General features: G+C 39.3%; 18 protein-coding genes. 5 read left to right on the top strand and 13 right to left on the bottom strand.

The genetic code is table 11. The annotated features are described in order from the left end of the window. The first annotated feature begins 53 nt into the window (after positions 1-53). On the top strand, positions 54-407 hold the full coding sequence (locus tag U5K35_RS13050) for a response regulator (RefSeq protein WP_322571933.1): 354 nt from the start codon (positions 54-56) through the stop codon (positions 405-407). A 26-nt stretch (positions 408-433) separates the two neighbouring features. On the opposite strand, the gene U5K35_RS13045 is transcribed toward U5K35_RS13050, so the two are convergent. Genes U5K35_RS13045 through U5K35_RS13030 form a run of 4 tightly spaced genes read right to left on the bottom strand, consistent with a single transcriptional unit; the run spans position 434 to position 3,091 of the window. Continuing rightward, positions 434-769 carry a hypothetical protein gene (locus U5K35_RS13045; RefSeq protein ID WP_322571932.1) on the bottom strand — a complete coding sequence of 112 codons (336 nt, stop codon included), beginning with the start codon at positions 767-769 and terminating at the stop codon, positions 434-436. A gap of 2 nt (positions 770-771) precedes the next feature. After that, a complete protein-coding gene (locus U5K35_RS13040) occupies positions 772-1,716 on the bottom strand; it encodes a succinylglutamate desuccinylase/aspartoacylase family protein (RefSeq protein ID WP_322571931.1) in 945 nt (314 codons plus the stop codon). Continuing rightward, entirely contained in the window at positions 1,709-2,641 is a 933-nt protein-coding gene (rimK, locus tag U5K35_RS13035; protein ID WP_322571930.1) for a 30S ribosomal protein S6--L-glutamate ligase, read from the bottom strand. Before rimK ends, U5K35_RS13040 begins: the two co-directional genes overlap by 8 nt. 3 nt (positions 2,642-2,644) lie before the next feature. After that, complete coding sequence (locus U5K35_RS13030) at positions 2,645-3,091, bottom strand: ATP-dependent zinc protease (protein WP_322571929.1); 447 nt, start codon at positions 3,089-3,091, stop codon at positions 2,645-2,647. Between the two features lie 164 nt (positions 3,092-3,255). On the opposite strand from U5K35_RS13030, the gene U5K35_RS13025 reads away from it, so the two are divergent. Both U5K35_RS13025 and U5K35_RS13020 read left to right on the top strand, forming a co-directional pair. After that, a complete protein-coding gene (locus U5K35_RS13025) occupies positions 3,256-4,323 on the top strand; it encodes an alanine racemase (protein ID WP_322571928.1) in 1,068 nt (355 codons plus the stop codon). Beyond that, positions 4,320-4,823, top strand: a complete 504-nt coding sequence (locus tag U5K35_RS13020; protein ID WP_322571927.1) for a hypothetical protein — start codon at positions 4,320-4,322, stop codon at positions 4,821-4,823. Before U5K35_RS13025 ends, U5K35_RS13020 begins: the two co-directional genes overlap by 4 nt. Before the next feature lie 10 nt (positions 4,824-4,833). Here U5K35_RS13020 and pssA read toward each other — a convergent pair whose 3' ends face one another. The 8 genes from pssA to U5K35_RS12980 all read right to left on the bottom strand — a co-directional run bounded on the left by pssA (position 4,834) and on the right by U5K35_RS12980 (position 11,953). Next, complete coding sequence (pssA, locus tag U5K35_RS13015; protein ID WP_322571926.1) at positions 4,834-5,655, bottom strand: CDP-diacylglycerol--serine O-phosphatidyltransferase; 822 nt, start codon at positions 5,653-5,655, stop codon at positions 4,834-4,836. Between the two features lie 3 nt (positions 5,656-5,658). Next, a complete protein-coding gene (locus U5K35_RS13010; RefSeq protein ID WP_322571925.1) occupies positions 5,659-6,306 on the bottom strand; it encodes a phosphatidylserine decarboxylase family protein in 648 nt (215 codons plus the stop codon). A gap of 6 nt (positions 6,307-6,312) precedes the next feature. Next, complete coding sequence (gene rseP, locus U5K35_RS13005; protein ID WP_322571924.1) at positions 6,313-7,656, bottom strand: RIP metalloprotease RseP; 1,344 nt, start codon at positions 7,654-7,656, stop codon at positions 6,313-6,315. A 5-nt stretch (positions 7,657-7,661) separates the two neighbouring features. Next, positions 7,662-8,816: a 1-deoxy-D-xylulose-5-phosphate reductoisomerase gene (dxr, locus tag U5K35_RS13000; protein ID WP_322571923.1), complete on the bottom strand. Its 1,155-nt coding sequence runs from the start codon at positions 8,814-8,816 to the stop codon at positions 7,662-7,664. Positions 8,817-8,860: 44 nt separating this feature from the next. Next, on the bottom strand, positions 8,861-9,712 hold the full coding sequence (locus tag U5K35_RS12995) for a histone deacetylase (protein ID WP_322571922.1): 852 nt from the start codon (positions 9,710-9,712) through the stop codon (positions 8,861-8,863). A 71-nt stretch (positions 9,713-9,783) separates the two neighbouring features. Beyond that, positions 9,784-10,530 carry a peptidoglycan editing factor PgeF gene (pgeF, locus tag U5K35_RS12990; RefSeq protein WP_322571921.1) on the bottom strand — a complete coding sequence of 249 codons (747 nt, stop codon included), beginning with the start codon at positions 10,528-10,530 and terminating at the stop codon, positions 9,784-9,786. Positions 10,531-10,534: 4 nt separating this feature from the next. Next, a complete protein-coding gene (gene aroE, locus U5K35_RS12985; RefSeq protein WP_322571920.1) occupies positions 10,535-11,422 on the bottom strand; it encodes a shikimate dehydrogenase in 888 nt (295 codons plus the stop codon). 66 nt (positions 11,423-11,488) lie between these two features. Beyond that, positions 11,489-11,953, bottom strand: coding sequence for an SRPBCC family protein (locus tag U5K35_RS12980; protein ID WP_322571919.1), 465 nt, complete (start codon positions 11,951-11,953; stop codon positions 11,489-11,491). A gap of 239 nt (positions 11,954-12,192) precedes the next feature. Here U5K35_RS12980 and U5K35_RS12975 point away from each other — a divergent pair, with 239 nt between their 5' ends. After that, positions 12,193-13,458 carry a DUF1302 family protein gene (locus tag U5K35_RS12975; protein WP_322571918.1) on the top strand — a complete coding sequence of 422 codons (1,266 nt, stop codon included), beginning with the start codon at positions 12,193-12,195 and terminating at the stop codon, positions 13,456-13,458. 82 nt (positions 13,459-13,540) lie between these two features. Beyond that, positions 13,541-15,826 carry an efflux RND transporter permease subunit gene (locus U5K35_RS12970; protein ID WP_322571917.1) on the top strand — a complete coding sequence of 762 codons (2,286 nt, stop codon included), beginning with the start codon at positions 13,541-13,543 and terminating at the stop codon, positions 15,824-15,826. Here U5K35_RS12970 and tmk read toward each other — a convergent pair. Further along, positions 15,823-16,425 (bottom strand): dTMP kinase, encoded by a 603-nt coding sequence (gene tmk / locus U5K35_RS12965; RefSeq protein ID WP_322571916.1) that lies wholly within the window; start codon positions 16,423-16,425, stop codon positions 15,823-15,825. The genes U5K35_RS12970 and tmk overlap by 4 nt on opposite strands. Between the last annotated feature and the right edge of the window lie 17 nt (positions 16,426-16,442).

Genomic DNA, 16,442 nt, shown 5'->3' with positions numbered 1-16,442 from the left:
TATTTTCTTAACTTATTCACAATAAAAATATCCTATTTCACCTACAGCACGTTATGAAAATCTTTATTGTCGAGGACGATCGTGTCTTACAGCTAATGCTTAAAAAAATGTTAGATCGTTTGGGTCATATCATTAGCGGTACTGCAGTTGAAGGTTCTGAAGCGATCAAAAAAATAAGGGACGCCTCTCCTGATCTGGTTCTGATGGATATTCAACTGAAAGACGAAATTAATGGTATCCAGGTTATAGAAACCCTAAAGAAGGAAAATGATATTAAAGTCATTTACATAACCGGTAACTCTGACAATAAATTTAGAGAAAAAGCCAGCAGGTATGGCTATGTCGATTACCTCATTAAGCCAATCTCAGTAGATATTCTTAAGGAATCTATTTCTAAGGCTGAATAAGCTCTAATGATTATGAAGTTCCTTTCTTAGTTCTGATCAATTTGAATATCGAATTCCCCCTCTTTATTACTGTCTAAGCGAATTTTATCAAGAATTGCAACTACCGGAATAGCATCTTCTACTACATAGTGACCTTCATCTTCTTTTTTAGGCCTTTTCTCCATCCTCGTAATATCAATGATCAATAAAAATAAATTCTTCCTTCCCTGATACTTACTATTCAAGTAGCCGTTTACTTTTTCTGCCGTTATAAGGGTAATTTTATTGCTCTCTATAAGTTCTTCCGGCTTAAATAGTCCGCCTCTTGTTAAATCGGACCATTTCCTTGCTGATACTACGTAAAATAATAAATCTGACTTCATGATTAAGCTCTGTTTGCTATATGTAAGATTGCATCTCCTTTGTGAACAACAGGATTATAGTTTAATCCTATCACTTTACCGTTATAGTTACTGACTACTTTAACTGTTTCATTCCCATAGGGATCTGTGATTCGTCCCAGTAACTGTCTTTTATGTATGTTATCCCCTAAAATAACTTTTGGATGAAATAAGCCGGCTATTTTAGCCCTTACCCAGCTTGACTTCTCAAATATTTCAGTTTTCTGAGGTTCCGGTGCATTTTTAATCATACCCAAATGTTTCATTAACCGCTGCGTGCCTTTAATGGCCTCCTCAATACCCATATTGTCTATCCGCAAAGATTCGCCCGTTTCAAACACGAGAATTTGTTTCCCTTTTTTATAGGCCGCTTTTCTGAATGATTTTTCAATCAGTTTAGAGTGCAAAATTACGGGCGGTGAAAAAACTTTAGCAAGTTCAATATTTTCAGGTACATCAAACGTACATCGAATTTGTGGAAAATTGGATCTGCTTGCACCACCTGTATGAAAATCGATACCGTAATCTATCTTTGGTATTATTTCATTCATGATGTTATATGCAACCAGATTGGCCAATGATCCGCTTTTAGACCCCGGAAAACTGCGGTTGATATCTTTGCCATCCGGAACACCGCGTACATTCTGTATGAATCCGTAGACGTTCATCAATGGAATGGCGATTACTGATCCGCTTTCTGGTCTGAGAATATTCTTAACCAGCATTCGCCTTACAATCTCAATCCCGTTGATTTCGTCTCCATGCAGTCCGCCCGAAATTAAGAGCACCGGGCCCGGTTTTTCACCCCTTATTACACGAACCGGCAGATCAATACTGGTATAAGTGGGCAGTCTTGCAATAGAGAGGTTTATCAGTTTGTCCTCTCCCCTTGCAACTTTTTCCCCATTAATTTCTATGAAATCAGGCATTGGACTTGAACTTCTTATTCTTCTTGAGTTTTGAACTCTCAATGAGGTCCACTACATAATTGATCAGTTCAGAAGCCACATCCTTATTTGTCGTTTTCTCTATTCCTTCAAGACCGGGTGAAGAGTTTACCTCAAGCACGAGAGGACCTCGTTCTGATTGCAGCATATCAACGCCTGCCACGGATAATCCCATAGCTTTTGCTGCTGTTAAAGCAACCTTTCGTTCTTCTTTAGAAAGCTTAATCAATTTTCCTGTACCGCCCTGATGTAAATTTGATCTGAATTCACCCTCTTTGCCTTGCCGCTTCATGGCGCCAACTACCTTATTATTGATTATAAATGCACGGATATCTGCACCTTTAGCTTCTTCAATAAATTCCTGGACAATTACCCTGGCTTTCATGCTGTGAAACGCATCGATAATGGATTCAGCAGCTTTTTTGGTCGGTGCTAATACAACACCATACCCCTGTGTACCTTCAAGAAGTTTTACAATTAATGGTGCACCGCCAACACTATCAATAATTTTCTTAACCTCTTTACTGTAGTTTGTGAATACTGTTTTAGGCATTCCCACATTAGACCTTGCCATTATTTGAAGACTTCTGAGTTTGTCACGTGAGCGAACCAGTGCTTGAGATTCAACGGCTGTCGGTATGTTCATCATTTCAAATTGGCGCACTACTGCAGCTCCGTAAAAAGTTACGGAAGCACCAATTCGAGGAATAACAGCATCTATATTTTTTAAGCGTTCTCCTTGATAGTAGATAGACGGTCTGTCCTGTTCTATCACTATATCACACTTCAAATGGTCCAAAACTATAGCTTCATGGCCTTTATTTTCTATCGTCTCAATTAATCTTTTAGTGGAGTAAAGTGATCGGTTTCTGGAAAGTATTGCAATTCTGTATGATTGTTGCGTCATGGATTATGATATGTCTTGATGGGTTAAATATTTTTTTGATACATCTACTAAGAACCTATCTGTCAGAAATTTACGTCCAATTAAAACCGGAAACTTCATTTCTGATCTGTTGGTTAGTGTAAGCTCTATTGTTCGAAGTTTTCCAAAAAACCTGACTTTTCTTTTTATGGTGAACCGTTCCTGTATTTGTCCGTTTGAGCTTTTAACTTTCCGGATTTTATGAACAGGACACGAAAATGGATTTTCCTCGTACTCCGGATGATTGGGATCCAGCAAAATGAATTGAACCCAATGTTCACCGTTAGATTTTATCGGCTCTATATGATGGCAGTGTAAACTTGACGTGTAAGCACCGGTATCAATTTTTGCATCTAAATTTGAGATAGAGAATTCAGGAAAGTCTATTTTCTCTAATCTGCCAATGACAGGTTTCGTATTCTTTTTTTGCAAGTTTTTCCTTTTTTTGATGGTTCAATAATAAGACCTTTTAGCGTGTAATTCATTCTAAATTTTAGTTAATGACCTTTAGATTGAATTCATTTCAAAGATTGTTAGCTCATACAAATGAGTTCAATATTTCATACTTAATAAATAATCGGTACTAATAAACAAAGATGGTGCACTCTCCTTTTCTTTATATAGATAAAACCCGTTGCAAGAATAATATTAAACGAATAGTCTCAAAAGCTGAAAAACACGGTCTAAAATTCCGTCCACATTTTAAAACACATCAATCGATAGAAATCGGGCGCTGGTTTCGTGATTTTGGAGTAACCGGAATTACAGTTTCTTCAGTAGAAATGGCTAAATATTTTGTTCAGGATGATTGGGATGATATAACCATCGCTTTTCCATTTTATGGAGGTATGATTGATGGATTGAAAGATCTGCAGGAAAAAGCAAAACTTCGGCTATTCCTGAACCGGGAAGATGATGTTTCATTATTAAACAGTGAACTGAGCAAAACGTTTAAGGTTTACATCGAAATTGATGCCGGGTATGGTAGAAGCGGCATATCGATTAATGAAAAAGAAAAGATTGAAAATCTGATCAAAACCATTAAAAACGGTAAGTACTCTGAATTCCACGGTTTTTATATCCATGATGGTGGAACCTACAAAGCTCATGGAAAATCAGAAATAAAGGAAAAGGTAAATAATTCACTATCTGCATTGAGAGAATTAAAAAGGCTCTATCCGTACGCAAAGACCTCATTGGGTGACACCCCTTCCGCATCTGTTTTAGAGGATTTTGACGGCATTGATGAAATCACACCGGGCAATCTGGTTTTCTATGATTGGATGCAGGTCCAGATAGGAAGTTGTAGTCCTAATGATGTTGCAGTTTTTGTTAAAGTTCCGCTCAGCCAGAAAATCAGCAATGATAAAGCAATCGTACACGGCGGAGCCGTTCACTTTTCAAAAGATTATATAGAGCAAAATGGTTCTAAAAACTACGGGCAGGCATTTAAAATGGATGGAAAAGATATAGTCCCTTCTGATGGAGTAAGGCTTTCAGGCCTGTCTCAGGAACACGGTACTCTAACTGGATTTGATCCGGATCTTGTAGATGAAGACAACTGTATTAGTATCCTCCCTATTCACTCCTGTTTAACCGTAAATCTGTTTAAATGCTATTACACAGCAGACGGTGAAATCATCCAAAAAAGAGTTTTATCATGAGTCAGACTTTGAAAATAGAAGAGAAGTATTCTCGTTTTTGGCCAACGATTGCTACAGTGAGTGGAATCGCTGCACTCATATTATTCACCTATTACCTGATGGTTGACGAAGTTTTGCTCGGGGGCTATTTGCGCCTTATCTCATTCTCATTCTTTGCGCTTATGGTTCTAAGCCTGTTTAAGGTAAAGGACGGAAAAGTGGTAATCTCGTTTACATCTGAAGATGGTACACTCTATCTGAAGTACCACGTCCGAGATAGATTGGTTTATGAAGAAAATTTTCGTCTTCAGAAAATAAAAGACTTAAAAACAGACCGGATGCCGAATAAATCGCTTTATAACGATTTTGCTAAAAAAGATCGTTGTGTTCGGTTCAAGAAAGGAAAATCTGATGACTGGATCTATATGGCACAGCTATTTGGCAGGGTAATCCCGCTTACTTCTGAAAATGCTGAGAAAATTGAAGAGTTTGTAAATCAGGAAATCGAAAAAATAAACTAACCTATTCCTATCAAAAGTTTGCCCCATTATCCAGCGGGTCAGGATCGTCTGTAAAGGCCTGTTTCCAGAAAATATAGAGTCCCATTAGCAAACCTTTTAGAATAAAAAAGGAAAACACAATTATCAGCCCTATATCTTGTAAAATTAAAATGATAACAAGGTAAGCAGCCAGAAGTATGAGTCGTGCTTTATACTTCTTAACAGACTCCCGATCAAACCGAGGAATCTTATCGAATGGAATAGTGCTGACCATCAAAAAAGAAAGAAGAATAACAACGGGAATCAATACACTTATAACTCCCTGTTCAAATCCGTCAAACAGGAAAAGTTTATTATTGAAAGTAAGATAGAATCCGGAAAACATTACAGCTTGTGCGGGTATCGGCAGTCCTCTGAAATAGTTTAATTCGTCATACTTAGACTCTATGTTATAGCGCGCTAGACGAATGGCCCCACAAAGAGGTGGTAAGGCGCTCAATAAAATTCCGATGATGGCGAGCTCGTTTAGAGCAAAAATATAAATTAAGAAACCGGGCGCAACTCCAAAGGAAACGACATCACTTATCGAATCAAGCTCCATTCCAAATTCGCTGGTGGCATTAGCAAGCCTTGCCATAAAACCATCCAAAACATCAAACAAACCGGCTAAAACAATAAGCCAGGCTCCTGCAACCAGATTTCCCTCGGCGACCAATAGTATGGATAAAAAACCACAAAAAAGGTTCATCAGCGTAAAAAAACTCGGTACAACAATTTTGGGGATAGGCTTCAGTCTTTTTCTTTTGCGCTTCTCCCCTTTTTTGAACCTGAGTTTTTGAATGGGATATTTCATGAATTATTGAATTTTTCCGATGATTGATTCACCTGCTACTGTCTTATCTCCAATCTTTACATCAATCTCTACATTTTTTGGGAGCAGCAGGTCCATTCTGGAACCGAATTTCATGATCCCAAACCTTTCTCCGGCTTTTAGATGATCTCCTTCTTCCAAATTATAAACGATGCGCCTGGCCATGAAGCCGGTGATCTGTTTAAACATCATTTTCATTCCTGACGAATGCAACACACCAAAATGGGCTCTCTCATTCATTTCGGATGCATGGTCTTCCCAAGCCATTAAATATTTACCGGGATAATACTTTACATACTCCAGTTTACCCGAAATCGGATTTCTATTTACGTGTACGTTAAGTGGGGAGAGAAATATACTTACCTGAGTAACCTCTTCACCGACATACTCATCTTCCTTCACATCTTGTATAAGTACTACCTTACCGTCTGCCGGCGAAATGATGAGTGAGTCATCATCGGGGGTGGTTCTATCCGGATCCCTGAAAAAATAGAGAACCAATCCACAGAGTACGGCTAAAATTGGATATACAATATAACCAACCCAGGCAGGAGCAAAAGAGGTGAAAAAAATAACAAGTAAACTAAACCCAAATACAACAAGTATAGTTGAAAAACCTTCCTTAGCAAGCATCAGTAATTAGCCTCCGAATGTGCGTAAAATATCATTAAAAGTAACGAGAATGAATAGTCCGATGAGCAGTATAAAACCAAGTTGTTGAAGGCCCATTCTTACTTTTGGTGACGGTTCGCGACGGGTGATGCCTTCATAAAGCAAAAACATAAAGTGACCGCCGTCCAATGCCGGAATAGGAAGCATATTCATAATTGCGAGTGTAACACTCAGAAACGCGGTAATATTCCAAAAACCCAGCCATCCTCCACGTTCTGTTGCTTCACGGGTGACGTTGGCAATGGCTACCGGGCCGCCAAGATTTTCCCTGACAGAAATATCACCGGAAAACATTTTGCCAATACCCTGCACAATTCCAAACAGTGCATCATTAGAACGTTCAACACCTACTCCAAGAGCTTCACCAAAATTGTAGTTTAGCTGTTCAATACTAAACGAACCTTCCGGATTGGGTGAAGCGATACCTATTTGTCCGGTTTCCGGGTCAGGTGCTAGAGATACTTGAAAACGTTCACCGTTTCTTTCAACATCAAGTGTAAGAGTATTTTCAGCAGACTGAATTTTTTCCACCAACTGTACCCAATAGTTAACCGGTTCCCCGTCTACGGCAACAATTTTATCCCCACCTTGCAAGCCGGCCTGTTCTGCGGGACTGCCCTCTTGTACAGCAGAAAATGAGCTTGGTAGATAGTTTTCCTGAGAGATGAATCCATCTTTACTTACCAGATCCAGGAAATTGGGTGGTGTTGAAAGGGTGACTCTTTCGCCATTTCGTTCAACTAAAAATGTGAGTTCTCTTCCGGTAAGCTCAGCCGGATTTAACAGCTGTCTGAAATGTTCAACTTCTCTATTGTTGACCCCAATAAGCCTGTCTCCGGTCTGCATACCTATTTGGTGTGCAACAGAGTTCTCGCTCACATAAGCTCCCTCCATCGACTCAATAGGAACTACCGTCTCACCGTAGTGCAAAGCGATACCGGCGTAAATTGCAACAGCCAATATAACATTAAAGATAACACCGGCGGTGATTACGATCATACGCTGCCATACAGGTTTCGCCCTGAATTCGTCCGGTTTGACTTCTTCATCTACAAACTCAGTATCCATAGACTCATCAATCATCCCGGCAATACTCACGTATCCACCCAGCGGAGTTGCACCAATAACGTACTCGGTATCTCCTTTTTTAAAGCCAAATATTTTAGGTGGAAAGCCAATAGAAAATTTATCGACTCTCATCCCAAATATTTTTGCTGCAATGAAATGACCTAACTCGTGGATAGTTACCAGAATAAATATGGCAGCTATAAATATGAGTATGGTACTTGAAAAATTTACTAACCAATCCATAAAATCTACCGTAATAATGCGTTCGCGTAATGACGAGTTTCTTTATCAACTTCAAATAACGTTTCAGGAGTAATATCCTTGTTGTTTTGAATGTTGGTTAAAGAATTTTCAATAATTTTTGGGATGTCAATATAACGAATTTCATTGTTCAAAAATCGCTCCACGGCAATTTCATTTGCTGCATTCAAGATAGCGGGCGCCAACCCCTCTTCTTTTGCCGCTTCAATAGCTAAATGGATACAAGGAAATAAGTTATAATTAACGGGTTCAAACTCCATCAAGAGCGATTCTGTATAGTTCAACGTCTTATTTGGAAAATCAATTCGATCAGGATACGTGAGTGCGTAGAGGATCGGAACCTTCATATCCGGTGGCCCCAATTGTGCTTTAGATGAACCGTCTATAAACTCGACGATGGAGTGAATAATACTTTGTGGGTGTACAACAGGTTCGATCTGATCAATAGGAAGATCAAAAAACCATTTAGCCTCAATAATTTCCAGTCCTTTGTTCATCATTGTCGCAGAATCAATGGTAATCTTTGATCCCATATCCCAATTGGGGTGATTCAAGGCGTCTTTTACAGTGACTCTATTTAATTGATCCGGTGTATAATTCTTAAAGGGACCGCCACTGGCCGTAATAATAATTTTTTGAATGGAGCTTTTCTGCTCTCCAATTAGGGCTTGCAACATTGCAGAGTGTTCTGAGTCAACAGGAATAAGATTCCCATTGGTAAAACCGTCAAGCTTACTCAAGAGTTCTCCGCCAACCACCAGAGACTCTTTATTGGCAAGCGCGACCCTTTTACCGGCTTTCAGCGCTTTGTATGTAGAGTTGAATCCGGAAAATCCTACCAAACTGTTTAGAAGGATATCGTAGTCCTCTTCCAATGCAACCTGCTCTAATGCATCCTTTCCGAATAGAATATTTTGCGGTTTGAATGTCAACAGGTTAAGAAAATCTCTCTTATGGCTTTCGTTACAAAGAACAGCAGTATTTGGCTTCAGTGTATTTACCTGATCAGCCAGCTTTTGATAACTGCTGTTGGCTGTAAGGGTTGTGGCTTTAAAATGCTCAGGCCTCGATGATATTATCTCTACTGCTTGAGTTCCTATTGAGCCCGTAGATCCTAAAATCGCAATTTTTTTCTGTTGCAAATATTCTTGTCTTGTTAATATATAACTGTAAAAATAGAGAATCTTTAACGAAAGTACGGTGCAGAAATTTCTTTCGCTGCTTTGTACATAATTGCATGTGCTTCAACAGTTTTTTGGATTGTTGGAGCATAACCGCCTGAAAGTAATAACGCCAGCGGTATCTCTTTTTGTGTTACTGTTTCGATAACCATTCGCTCTCTCTCCTCCATACCTTTTAAGCTTAGCGAAAGTCTGCCGAAGTGATCTTCCTCCAGTGGGTCAATTCCCGCAAGGTAAAAGACTAAATCGGGTGTGAACTCATCAAATACTTTATCAAGAGAGTCTGAGAGTGTTTTCAAATACTGTTTATCCTCGGTTTTGTCGGGTAATCCCACGTCGAGGTTTGACGGTGGTTTTACAAATGGATAGTTTTTCTCACCATGTATAGAGAAAGTATAAACATCGGGTTCATCTTGAAATATAGCTGCATTTCCATTTCCCTGGTGTACATCTACGTCAATGATCAACACCCTATTGACCCATTTTGATTGCCTGAGAACCTTGATTGCAACAGCTACGTCGTTGTATACACAAAACCCTTCACCGTGATCGGGCATGGCATGATGTGTTCCTCCGGCTAAATTACCTGCAATCCCATCTTGTAAAGCCATCAGTCCGGTATTGATTGTACCCTGAACAGCCAGTCTGGATCGTATTGCTAAACTTTTAGACCAAGGCAATCCCATTCTTCGGACTTCCTTTTTGGTCAGGTTACCTGTCCAGACACCATGGCCGTATCGCTGCGTATGAGCTGTATATAGGTTAGCAAAGTCTACCATGGATGGCTCAATCACATCAGAACTTTTAAACAGACCGTTATTGATTAGATAATCATGCAAACCCGAGAATTTCTTCATCGGAAAAACGTGGTCTTTTGGCAATTGAGCTACATAACCGGGCGAATAACTGATGCGCAAAATAGGTCGGATTAATTTTGTTCGTTCAATTTAATAAGCCCTAACATTCTGCCCGCTCTGTCTCGTTCTCTTCGATAAGAGTAATATTTAGAGTCTTGAACCGTACAATCCTCAGATAATTCGATGTTCTCTTTATTAACGCCGGAATTTAACAACTGCCGGTGAATGAACCCCTTTAGATCAACATGGGGCTTTTTATATGATTCACGGTCCACAAACTGATCGGGAAATTGAGACGCTACTTCCTCTCCCACTTCGAAGTTTTTAAATGAAATGCATGGGCTTAGGTATACACGAATATGATCCGGATCTGCTCCTAATTGAGTCATTTTTCTAATTCCCTTGGGTACAATATTATCAGCCGCGCCTTTCCATCCGGCATGAAAAGCTCCAATAATTCCGTTCACTGAGTCACCCGCCAAAATAGCCACACAGTCGGCCACTCTAATACCCAGTGATAACCCCGTTTTATCTGTTATAAAACCGTCAGTATCATCGTAAACACCGGGCTCAGTCACTTGTATGATGTTTGAACCGTGTATCTGATTTGCAATGGCTAAATGAGTCCGGTTCCATCCGATTTTATTGAATAGTAACTTAAAATTTTTGTCAACTTCGGCCGGTTCTGCTTCAGTATTGTATCCTAAATTGAGTCCGGGTACATAGCCGCCCGTATTTATGATCTCTTTATTTGATTCCGAAAATAGAGCTGTAATTTGGGAATCTTTATCAAATATGCTTGGATAGAATAATTTCATTGATCTACTTTAACCTATTGATCAGCAACTTTTTAATATCATTAATTGGAAATGTTTTCCCGGTCCATATTTCAAACGATCTGTTTCCCTGCATAATTAGCATATCCAATCCATTGATTGTTGTGGCGCCAAACTTATCTGCTTGCTGTAAAAACTTAGATTGAATGGGATTGTATATAAGGTCATAGCAAATTTTACTCTCAAGCAGTTCGCTGTCCAAATCCGAAATTGGAGATCGGTCTATATTTGGAGACATCCCTAAGGGAGTTGTGTTGACAAACATACATGCCTCATCAGCATAAGATTGCCATTGATCATAGGAAACTGTTTCTACCCAGACGTGATCGGAATTCACGATTGATTTTTCCGGGGAGCGGGAAACAAAGACTATCTCTTCAACTCCCAAATCCTCAAGCCCAATCTTTACAGCTTTTGCAGCTCCACCTGTGCCAAAAACGATCACCCTCCCCCCTTCAATTCGATCAGCGTACTGTGTAAGTGGCGCTGTAAATCCATGAATATCGGTGTTGTGCCCTATCAGTTTATGTTCTGATTTTGCAATAGTGTTAATTACGCCTGCTTCCCTGGCATAATCATCGATGTGGTCAACAACTTCAATGAATTGATTTTTGTAGGGAATCGTAATATTACAGCCTAAAAATTCATCGCGATTAAGCCAACTAATAAAATCTGAGATTTCAGCCTGTGCCAGGTTAATTGCATGGTATTCTGCATTTATGCCGTGAAAATCCAAAGCGGCTTGATGCATCACGGGTGAGAGTGAATGTTCAATTGGATTTCCAACTACAAAAAAATGGGGACTTTTTGCTTTTTTTGAATTTTTAAATTCTCTGAATGAGAAGGTCATGGTTGTTCTTTTGAATAATGGCAAAAAAAAAGCGCCTCAACAGAAGTTAAGGCGCAATTTTGTGTAAAGATAGTAAAGAATAGTAACGAATTAGGCAGTTACTTCCTTAGTCTCCTCTTCAGTTTCGTCGTTAAACGTACCTGATTCGGCTAAATCTTTAAATTTATCGAGATCTTTTTTCAGTTGTGCAGGAAGTCCTTCAATAAAATTGGCAAGATCTTCTTCAGCTTCGCCGAAAAATGTTCTGTAATCCAAAGAAACGTCAACTCTTGTTCTTTCACCATTATCGAGCGGTGTAAAACGAATTGTACCGGTTTGGTTCAAATTTCCATTAATCGTAATCCAAGCAAATCGGGTATTCCTCAGATTGTCAATAATATTTGTAGTCCATTGAAACTCCTCGTTCCCAATCTTGGTTGTATATTCAAACGTTTGGGAGTTTATTTTTTCTATGCTGTCAATGCGTTCCAGAAAATTTGTAAAATGAACGGGATTGGATAACAGTTCGTAAACTTTGGCTAAGGGTAAGTCTACATCGATTCTTTCGTGCGCCATAGGTATGATTAAGCTTCAGAAATGAAAAGTTATAATTCAGAATTGATAATAATTGTGGTGTATATAGAAGACATCCACAATGCATTAAATTTACGCATATTTTGATTAAGCTTCAATTGATTTCAAAAATAAATTGTATAAATAAGATTTGTTTCAACTATATTTTCCAGCTTGTTCTATTTTTCTTCTTTATCCCCCTCTTAACTGTCAGCAGCAGTACTCTCCAAGCACAAACAAATGTGAATGGACTACTCCAAAACTACAATGCTGTTCAAACTACAGGCGACCATGAATTTGTAGCAGGCAGAAACAGGTTAAGGTTGCAACTGAATACCTCGATTTCGGCCGGTAATATTTTTGTGGAAACGGATTTTTTGCATCAATACGCTAAAAGGGATGTTGAAACGGAAATTATTTTAAGAGAGGCCTATTTTGACAGATATTATGATAATAGTGATTTGAGAATAGGTCGCCAGATTATTAGCTGGGGGCGTGCTACCGGTGGATTTGTAACTGATATTCTGTCTCCCGTTGATTTGAGAGAATTTCTAACTCAGGATCCTGCAGATCTAAGACTGGGATTAACAGCCATTAATTTTCAGCGTTATTTTGGTTCTAACTCACTTCAACTGATACTTAATCCGGTTTTTGAGCCGGACAGATTACCATCGCCGGGATCCAGGTGGTTTCCCGTTCAGGAGATAGCTTCTCCTATTCCGTTTAACTATGAAAGAAAAGAGGAAGGTTTTAAGCTATCAGATATGCAGTTTGCATCCCGATTTGGTTTACGTTCAACAACATCTTTGGATTTGGATATTATGTTGTTGTATTGGTCTCATCCAATGCCGGCCTATGCCTTGAATATCAACCCATTCAATTTTCCAAATCCACCTTCAGTAGACCTGTTTGAGTCATATCACGCATCTCCAATGGGCGGAATTTCCTTGGAATGGATGATAAGTGAAAACTGGAAAGTTCAGACTGAGCAACTATTTGTTTATGAACGGCTCTTTACTTTTTTACCCGTACCGATCAACCGGCTGGAGCAAGCCCTTGAAGATCTTCCAACGGCATTACAAGTACTTCAGGAATTTGAGGTCAGAGATGATGGATACTTGCTCAAGAAACCGTGGCTGCATTCAATGGCAGGAATTGAAACAGAACAATGGAGTACACTTATAAGTCTGCAATTTTACATGGAAACAATATTTAATTACGAAGACAGAATATTACCTCAACGACTGTTTCCTTATGTCACACTGCTTACAAATCGGGCATTTTTGAGAAATAGGTTACAGGTTTCTACCTTAAGCCGGTACAATTTCTACGCTGAAGATTTTTGGATACAGGCACAGGGTACATATGAAATAGATGACGGTTTTGAAGTTACTGTTGGCACAAATCTATTTGGAGGCAAACCGATTACTCCATTTTATGGTCATTTTACCTTTAATCAATTCAGGCAGAACAGCTTCCTCTTCTCAAAAATATCTGTCTATTTCTAAAAATTCCGGAATTTAAGGCGACTGAATTCGGTTCAACAAACAGCCAACAAAACATATTCACTCAAGTAAATTTTTAGACCTTTTGAAGCAATTCGGAGAATTTATACTCGCACATCCTAAGTCTGTTCTGTTTGGTCTTACGGTTTTACTTTTTGTATCCATATTTCCGGCTTCGAACATCCGAACTGACTTCAATCTGGAAGGTTTTTATCCTGATGAAGACCCCGTTATTGCAGATTATGAGAAACTTGAGGATGAATTTGGAAGGGACGACAACAGCATCATTATTGGATTTAAAACGGATTCACTGTTTACTAAAGAAGTATTGTTGGATTTGCAATCTATAACAGCCCAGCTAGAAGAGATTGATTATCTGACTGAAGTGTTATCCATCCTGGATGCTCAAGAGATTAAAAGTGAAAATGGTGAGCTCACATTTGATCCCTACTTTGATCTGGAAAATTCATCAAAAGAACGGCTTTCAAATATAAAAGAGAACATCACGCATGATCCTTTTTTAAATGGTGCTTTAATCAATAGCTCCGGAAATGCAACGGCTATCGTCCTTAGGATAAATGAGGAAGAGAATACTTTTTTCAACAGAAATCATATCATCGATTCAATTAACGATGTGCTGCGTGAGTACAGATCCGACTATGAATTTCACACTTCAGGGATACCCTACTTTAGAAATCAATACGTAAATCTGTTAAACGGGGAAATTGTGATGTATATCGCAATCTCCTCTATTCTCATTATTCTTCTTCTCTGGTACATCTATCGAACTATTTGGGGAGTTTTATTTCCTATGGTTATTGTTTGGTCTACCCTCCTTTTAACGGTTGCCATCATTCAGCTTACGGGAGGATATCTTGAAATCATGAGCAGCACCATTGCCCCTATCTTGCTTTGTGTAGGTGTTGCAGATGCCATTCATATGATATCAAAATATGATGATGCCAGGGAGTCCGGCTTTTCAAAGCACAACTCTATCATTGAAATGTTGAAAACGCTTGGGAGCGCAACTTTTCTAACCAGCCTGACTACAGCTATTGGCTTTGCTACTCTGTTTACCAGTACGGTAATGCCGATGCGCAGGTTTGGGATCTACACAGCCGTAGGTGTTCTGCTGGCTTACGTTGTAACAATATTCTTCTTGCCGGTTATACTATCGCGTTTAAAGAGTAAACGAATTTTTGATGAAAAGTCTGGCTCTTTCTATCCACTGCTTCAAAAATGGCTTAACAAAGTTGCGGGACTGAACAGGCTCAACTACAGAAAGATCATAATTTTTGGTCTTTTAGTAACCATCATGTTTTCAGTGGGTATCACCAAAATTGACGTGAATGGTAAGGTATTTGACGATGTGGGGGATGATACAGAACTAATGCAGGACAGTCAGTTTTTTTCTGATCAGATAGCTCCGCAGTTCCCGATGGAATTCCTTATAGATACAGGAGAACCGGACGGTGCGCTCTCAGCTGATTTACTGGAAAGAGTTTCCCGGTTTGAGCAGAAACTTCTTGAATATCCAGAAATTCATCGGGTGGTTGGCTTTCACACACTTATGGGGGAAGTTCACCGGGTGTTAACAGATGGAGAAAGAAATGAAAATTTAGATTTCCCGCTGCCCGAAAGTGATCAGGCTATTGCTCAATATACTCTTTTGATGGAGATTAATGAGGCGGATGAACTCTACAATCTGGTTGATTTTGATTACACAAAACTTCGTATTACCGCTCAGACAGAAGATGCCGGATCAAAGCGAATAAATGAAATTCGGGATGAATTCAGAAGTGAAATGCAGAGGCTCTTTCCGGATGAGGAAGTTATTGTAACAGGCACAACAATCCTCAGTGCAGATCTTACAGATAAAATTGTTTACTCATTGGCATGGAGTATCATGCTCGCCATATTTGCTATAACATTGATCATGGCAATGCTATTCAAAAGTTTTAAGATGGCTTTGATCGCCCTGGTACCAAATATTATTCCATTGGTAATTGTGGGGGGCGTAATGGGATTTGCGGGCGTGGATATTAAACCTTCAACAGCTGTAATATTCACAATTGCTTTGGGTATTGCTGTAGATGACTCCATACACTACCTGGCCAGATTCCGTATTGAATACCTGAAAAGTAAGGCGATGTTTCCTTCTTTAACGGCAACTACGGTTCGGACAGGAAGAGCCATTATTGTTACCAGCTTAATCTTGATTGCAGGTTTTGGTACGCTTATCACCAGCGCGTTTACATCAACAGCCATGATGGGAATTCTGGTTTGTACAACGATCTTGGGAGCTCTGCTGGCAGATCTATTTGTACTTCCTTCTCTCTTCTATTGGTTAAAGCCCAAGCTTAAAATTTAGTTGAGAACTTTATTCAGTCGTTGAATGATTTTCTGATGAATCTCTTCAGGAGATTTAGTTGCGTCAATAACTTCGAATCTTTCTAAACGGGAAAGCATATCATATCCGCTGTAAACTTCCCTGAAGAAATCCTCACCTGCTTTTTCCATTCTGTCTTTAATTCCCCTTTGTGTGCGTTTTGCAGCCTCTTTGGGATCAATACGTAAATAGAAGGTGATCTCGGGTTCAGTGTTGTGAGTAGCCAGCTTGTTTAAAGTTTCGATATGGGAAAGCTTAGCTGATTTACGACCGTACCCTTGATAAGCTGTGGTTGAGTCGTAAAAACGATCCAGGATTACGATCTCCCCTTTTTTTAATCTTGGTATAATCTCTTCTGCTACTAACTGTGATCTTGCGGCTGAAAACAGGAGCAGTTCTGTAGTGGGATCCATGTCATCAGTTTCATGTAAAAGCAGATTTCTGATTTTTTCTGAAATTTCCGTTCCACCCGGCTCCCTGAAGACAGAAAATTTCACCCCTTTATCCCTGAAATAAGCTTTTAGGAGTTTGATTTGAGTTGACTTTCCACATCCGTCAATTCCTTCAAATGATATGAGCACGATTGAGTTATCAGTTT

Source organism: Rhodohalobacter sp. (assembly GCF_034521535.1).
Taxonomy (GTDB): domain Bacteria; phylum Bacteroidota; class Rhodothermia; order Balneolales; family Balneolaceae; genus Rhodohalobacter.
The sequence above is the reverse complement of the archived record's forward strand: the minus strand, read 5'-3'. Positions and strand labels throughout refer to the sequence as shown.

Coding starts and splice junctions, on each gene's coding strand:
- U5K35_RS13050 (WP_322571933.1), top strand. CDS start 54: ATGAAAATCTTTATTGTCGAGGACGATCGTGTCTTACAGCTAATGCTT.
- U5K35_RS13045 (WP_322571932.1), bottom strand. CDS start 769: ATGAAGTCAGATTTATTATTTTACGTAGTATCAGCAAGGAAATGGTCC.
- U5K35_RS13040 (WP_322571931.1), bottom strand. CDS start 1,716: ATGCCTGATTTCATAGAAATTAATGGGGAAAAAGTTGCAAGGGGAGAG.
- rimK (WP_322571930.1), bottom strand. CDS start 2,641: ATGACGCAACAATCATACAGAATTGCAATACTTTCCAGAAACCGATCA.
- U5K35_RS13025 (WP_322571928.1), top strand. CDS start 3,256: ATGGTGCACTCTCCTTTTCTTTATATAGATAAAACCCGTTGCAAGAAT.
- U5K35_RS13020 (WP_322571927.1), top strand. CDS start 4,320: ATGAGTCAGACTTTGAAAATAGAAGAGAAGTATTCTCGTTTTTGGCCA.
- pssA (WP_322571926.1), bottom strand. CDS start 5,655: ATGAAATATCCCATTCAAAAACTCAGGTTCAAAAAAGGGGAGAAGCGC.
- U5K35_RS13010 (WP_322571925.1), bottom strand. CDS start 6,306: ATGCTTGCTAAGGAAGGTTTTTCAACTATACTTGTTGTATTTGGGTTT.
- rseP (WP_322571924.1), bottom strand. CDS start 7,656: ATGGATTGGTTAGTAAATTTTTCAAGTACCATACTCATATTTATAGCT.
- U5K35_RS12995 (WP_322571922.1), bottom strand. CDS start 9,712: ATGAAGAAATTCTCGGGTTTGCATGATTATCTAATCAATAACGGTCTG.
- pgeF (WP_322571921.1), bottom strand. CDS start 10,530: ATGAAATTATTCTATCCAAGCATATTTGATAAAGATTCCCAAATTACA.
- U5K35_RS12980 (WP_322571919.1), bottom strand. CDS start 11,953: ATGGCGCACGAAAGAATCGATGTAGACTTACCCTTAGCCAAAGTTTAC.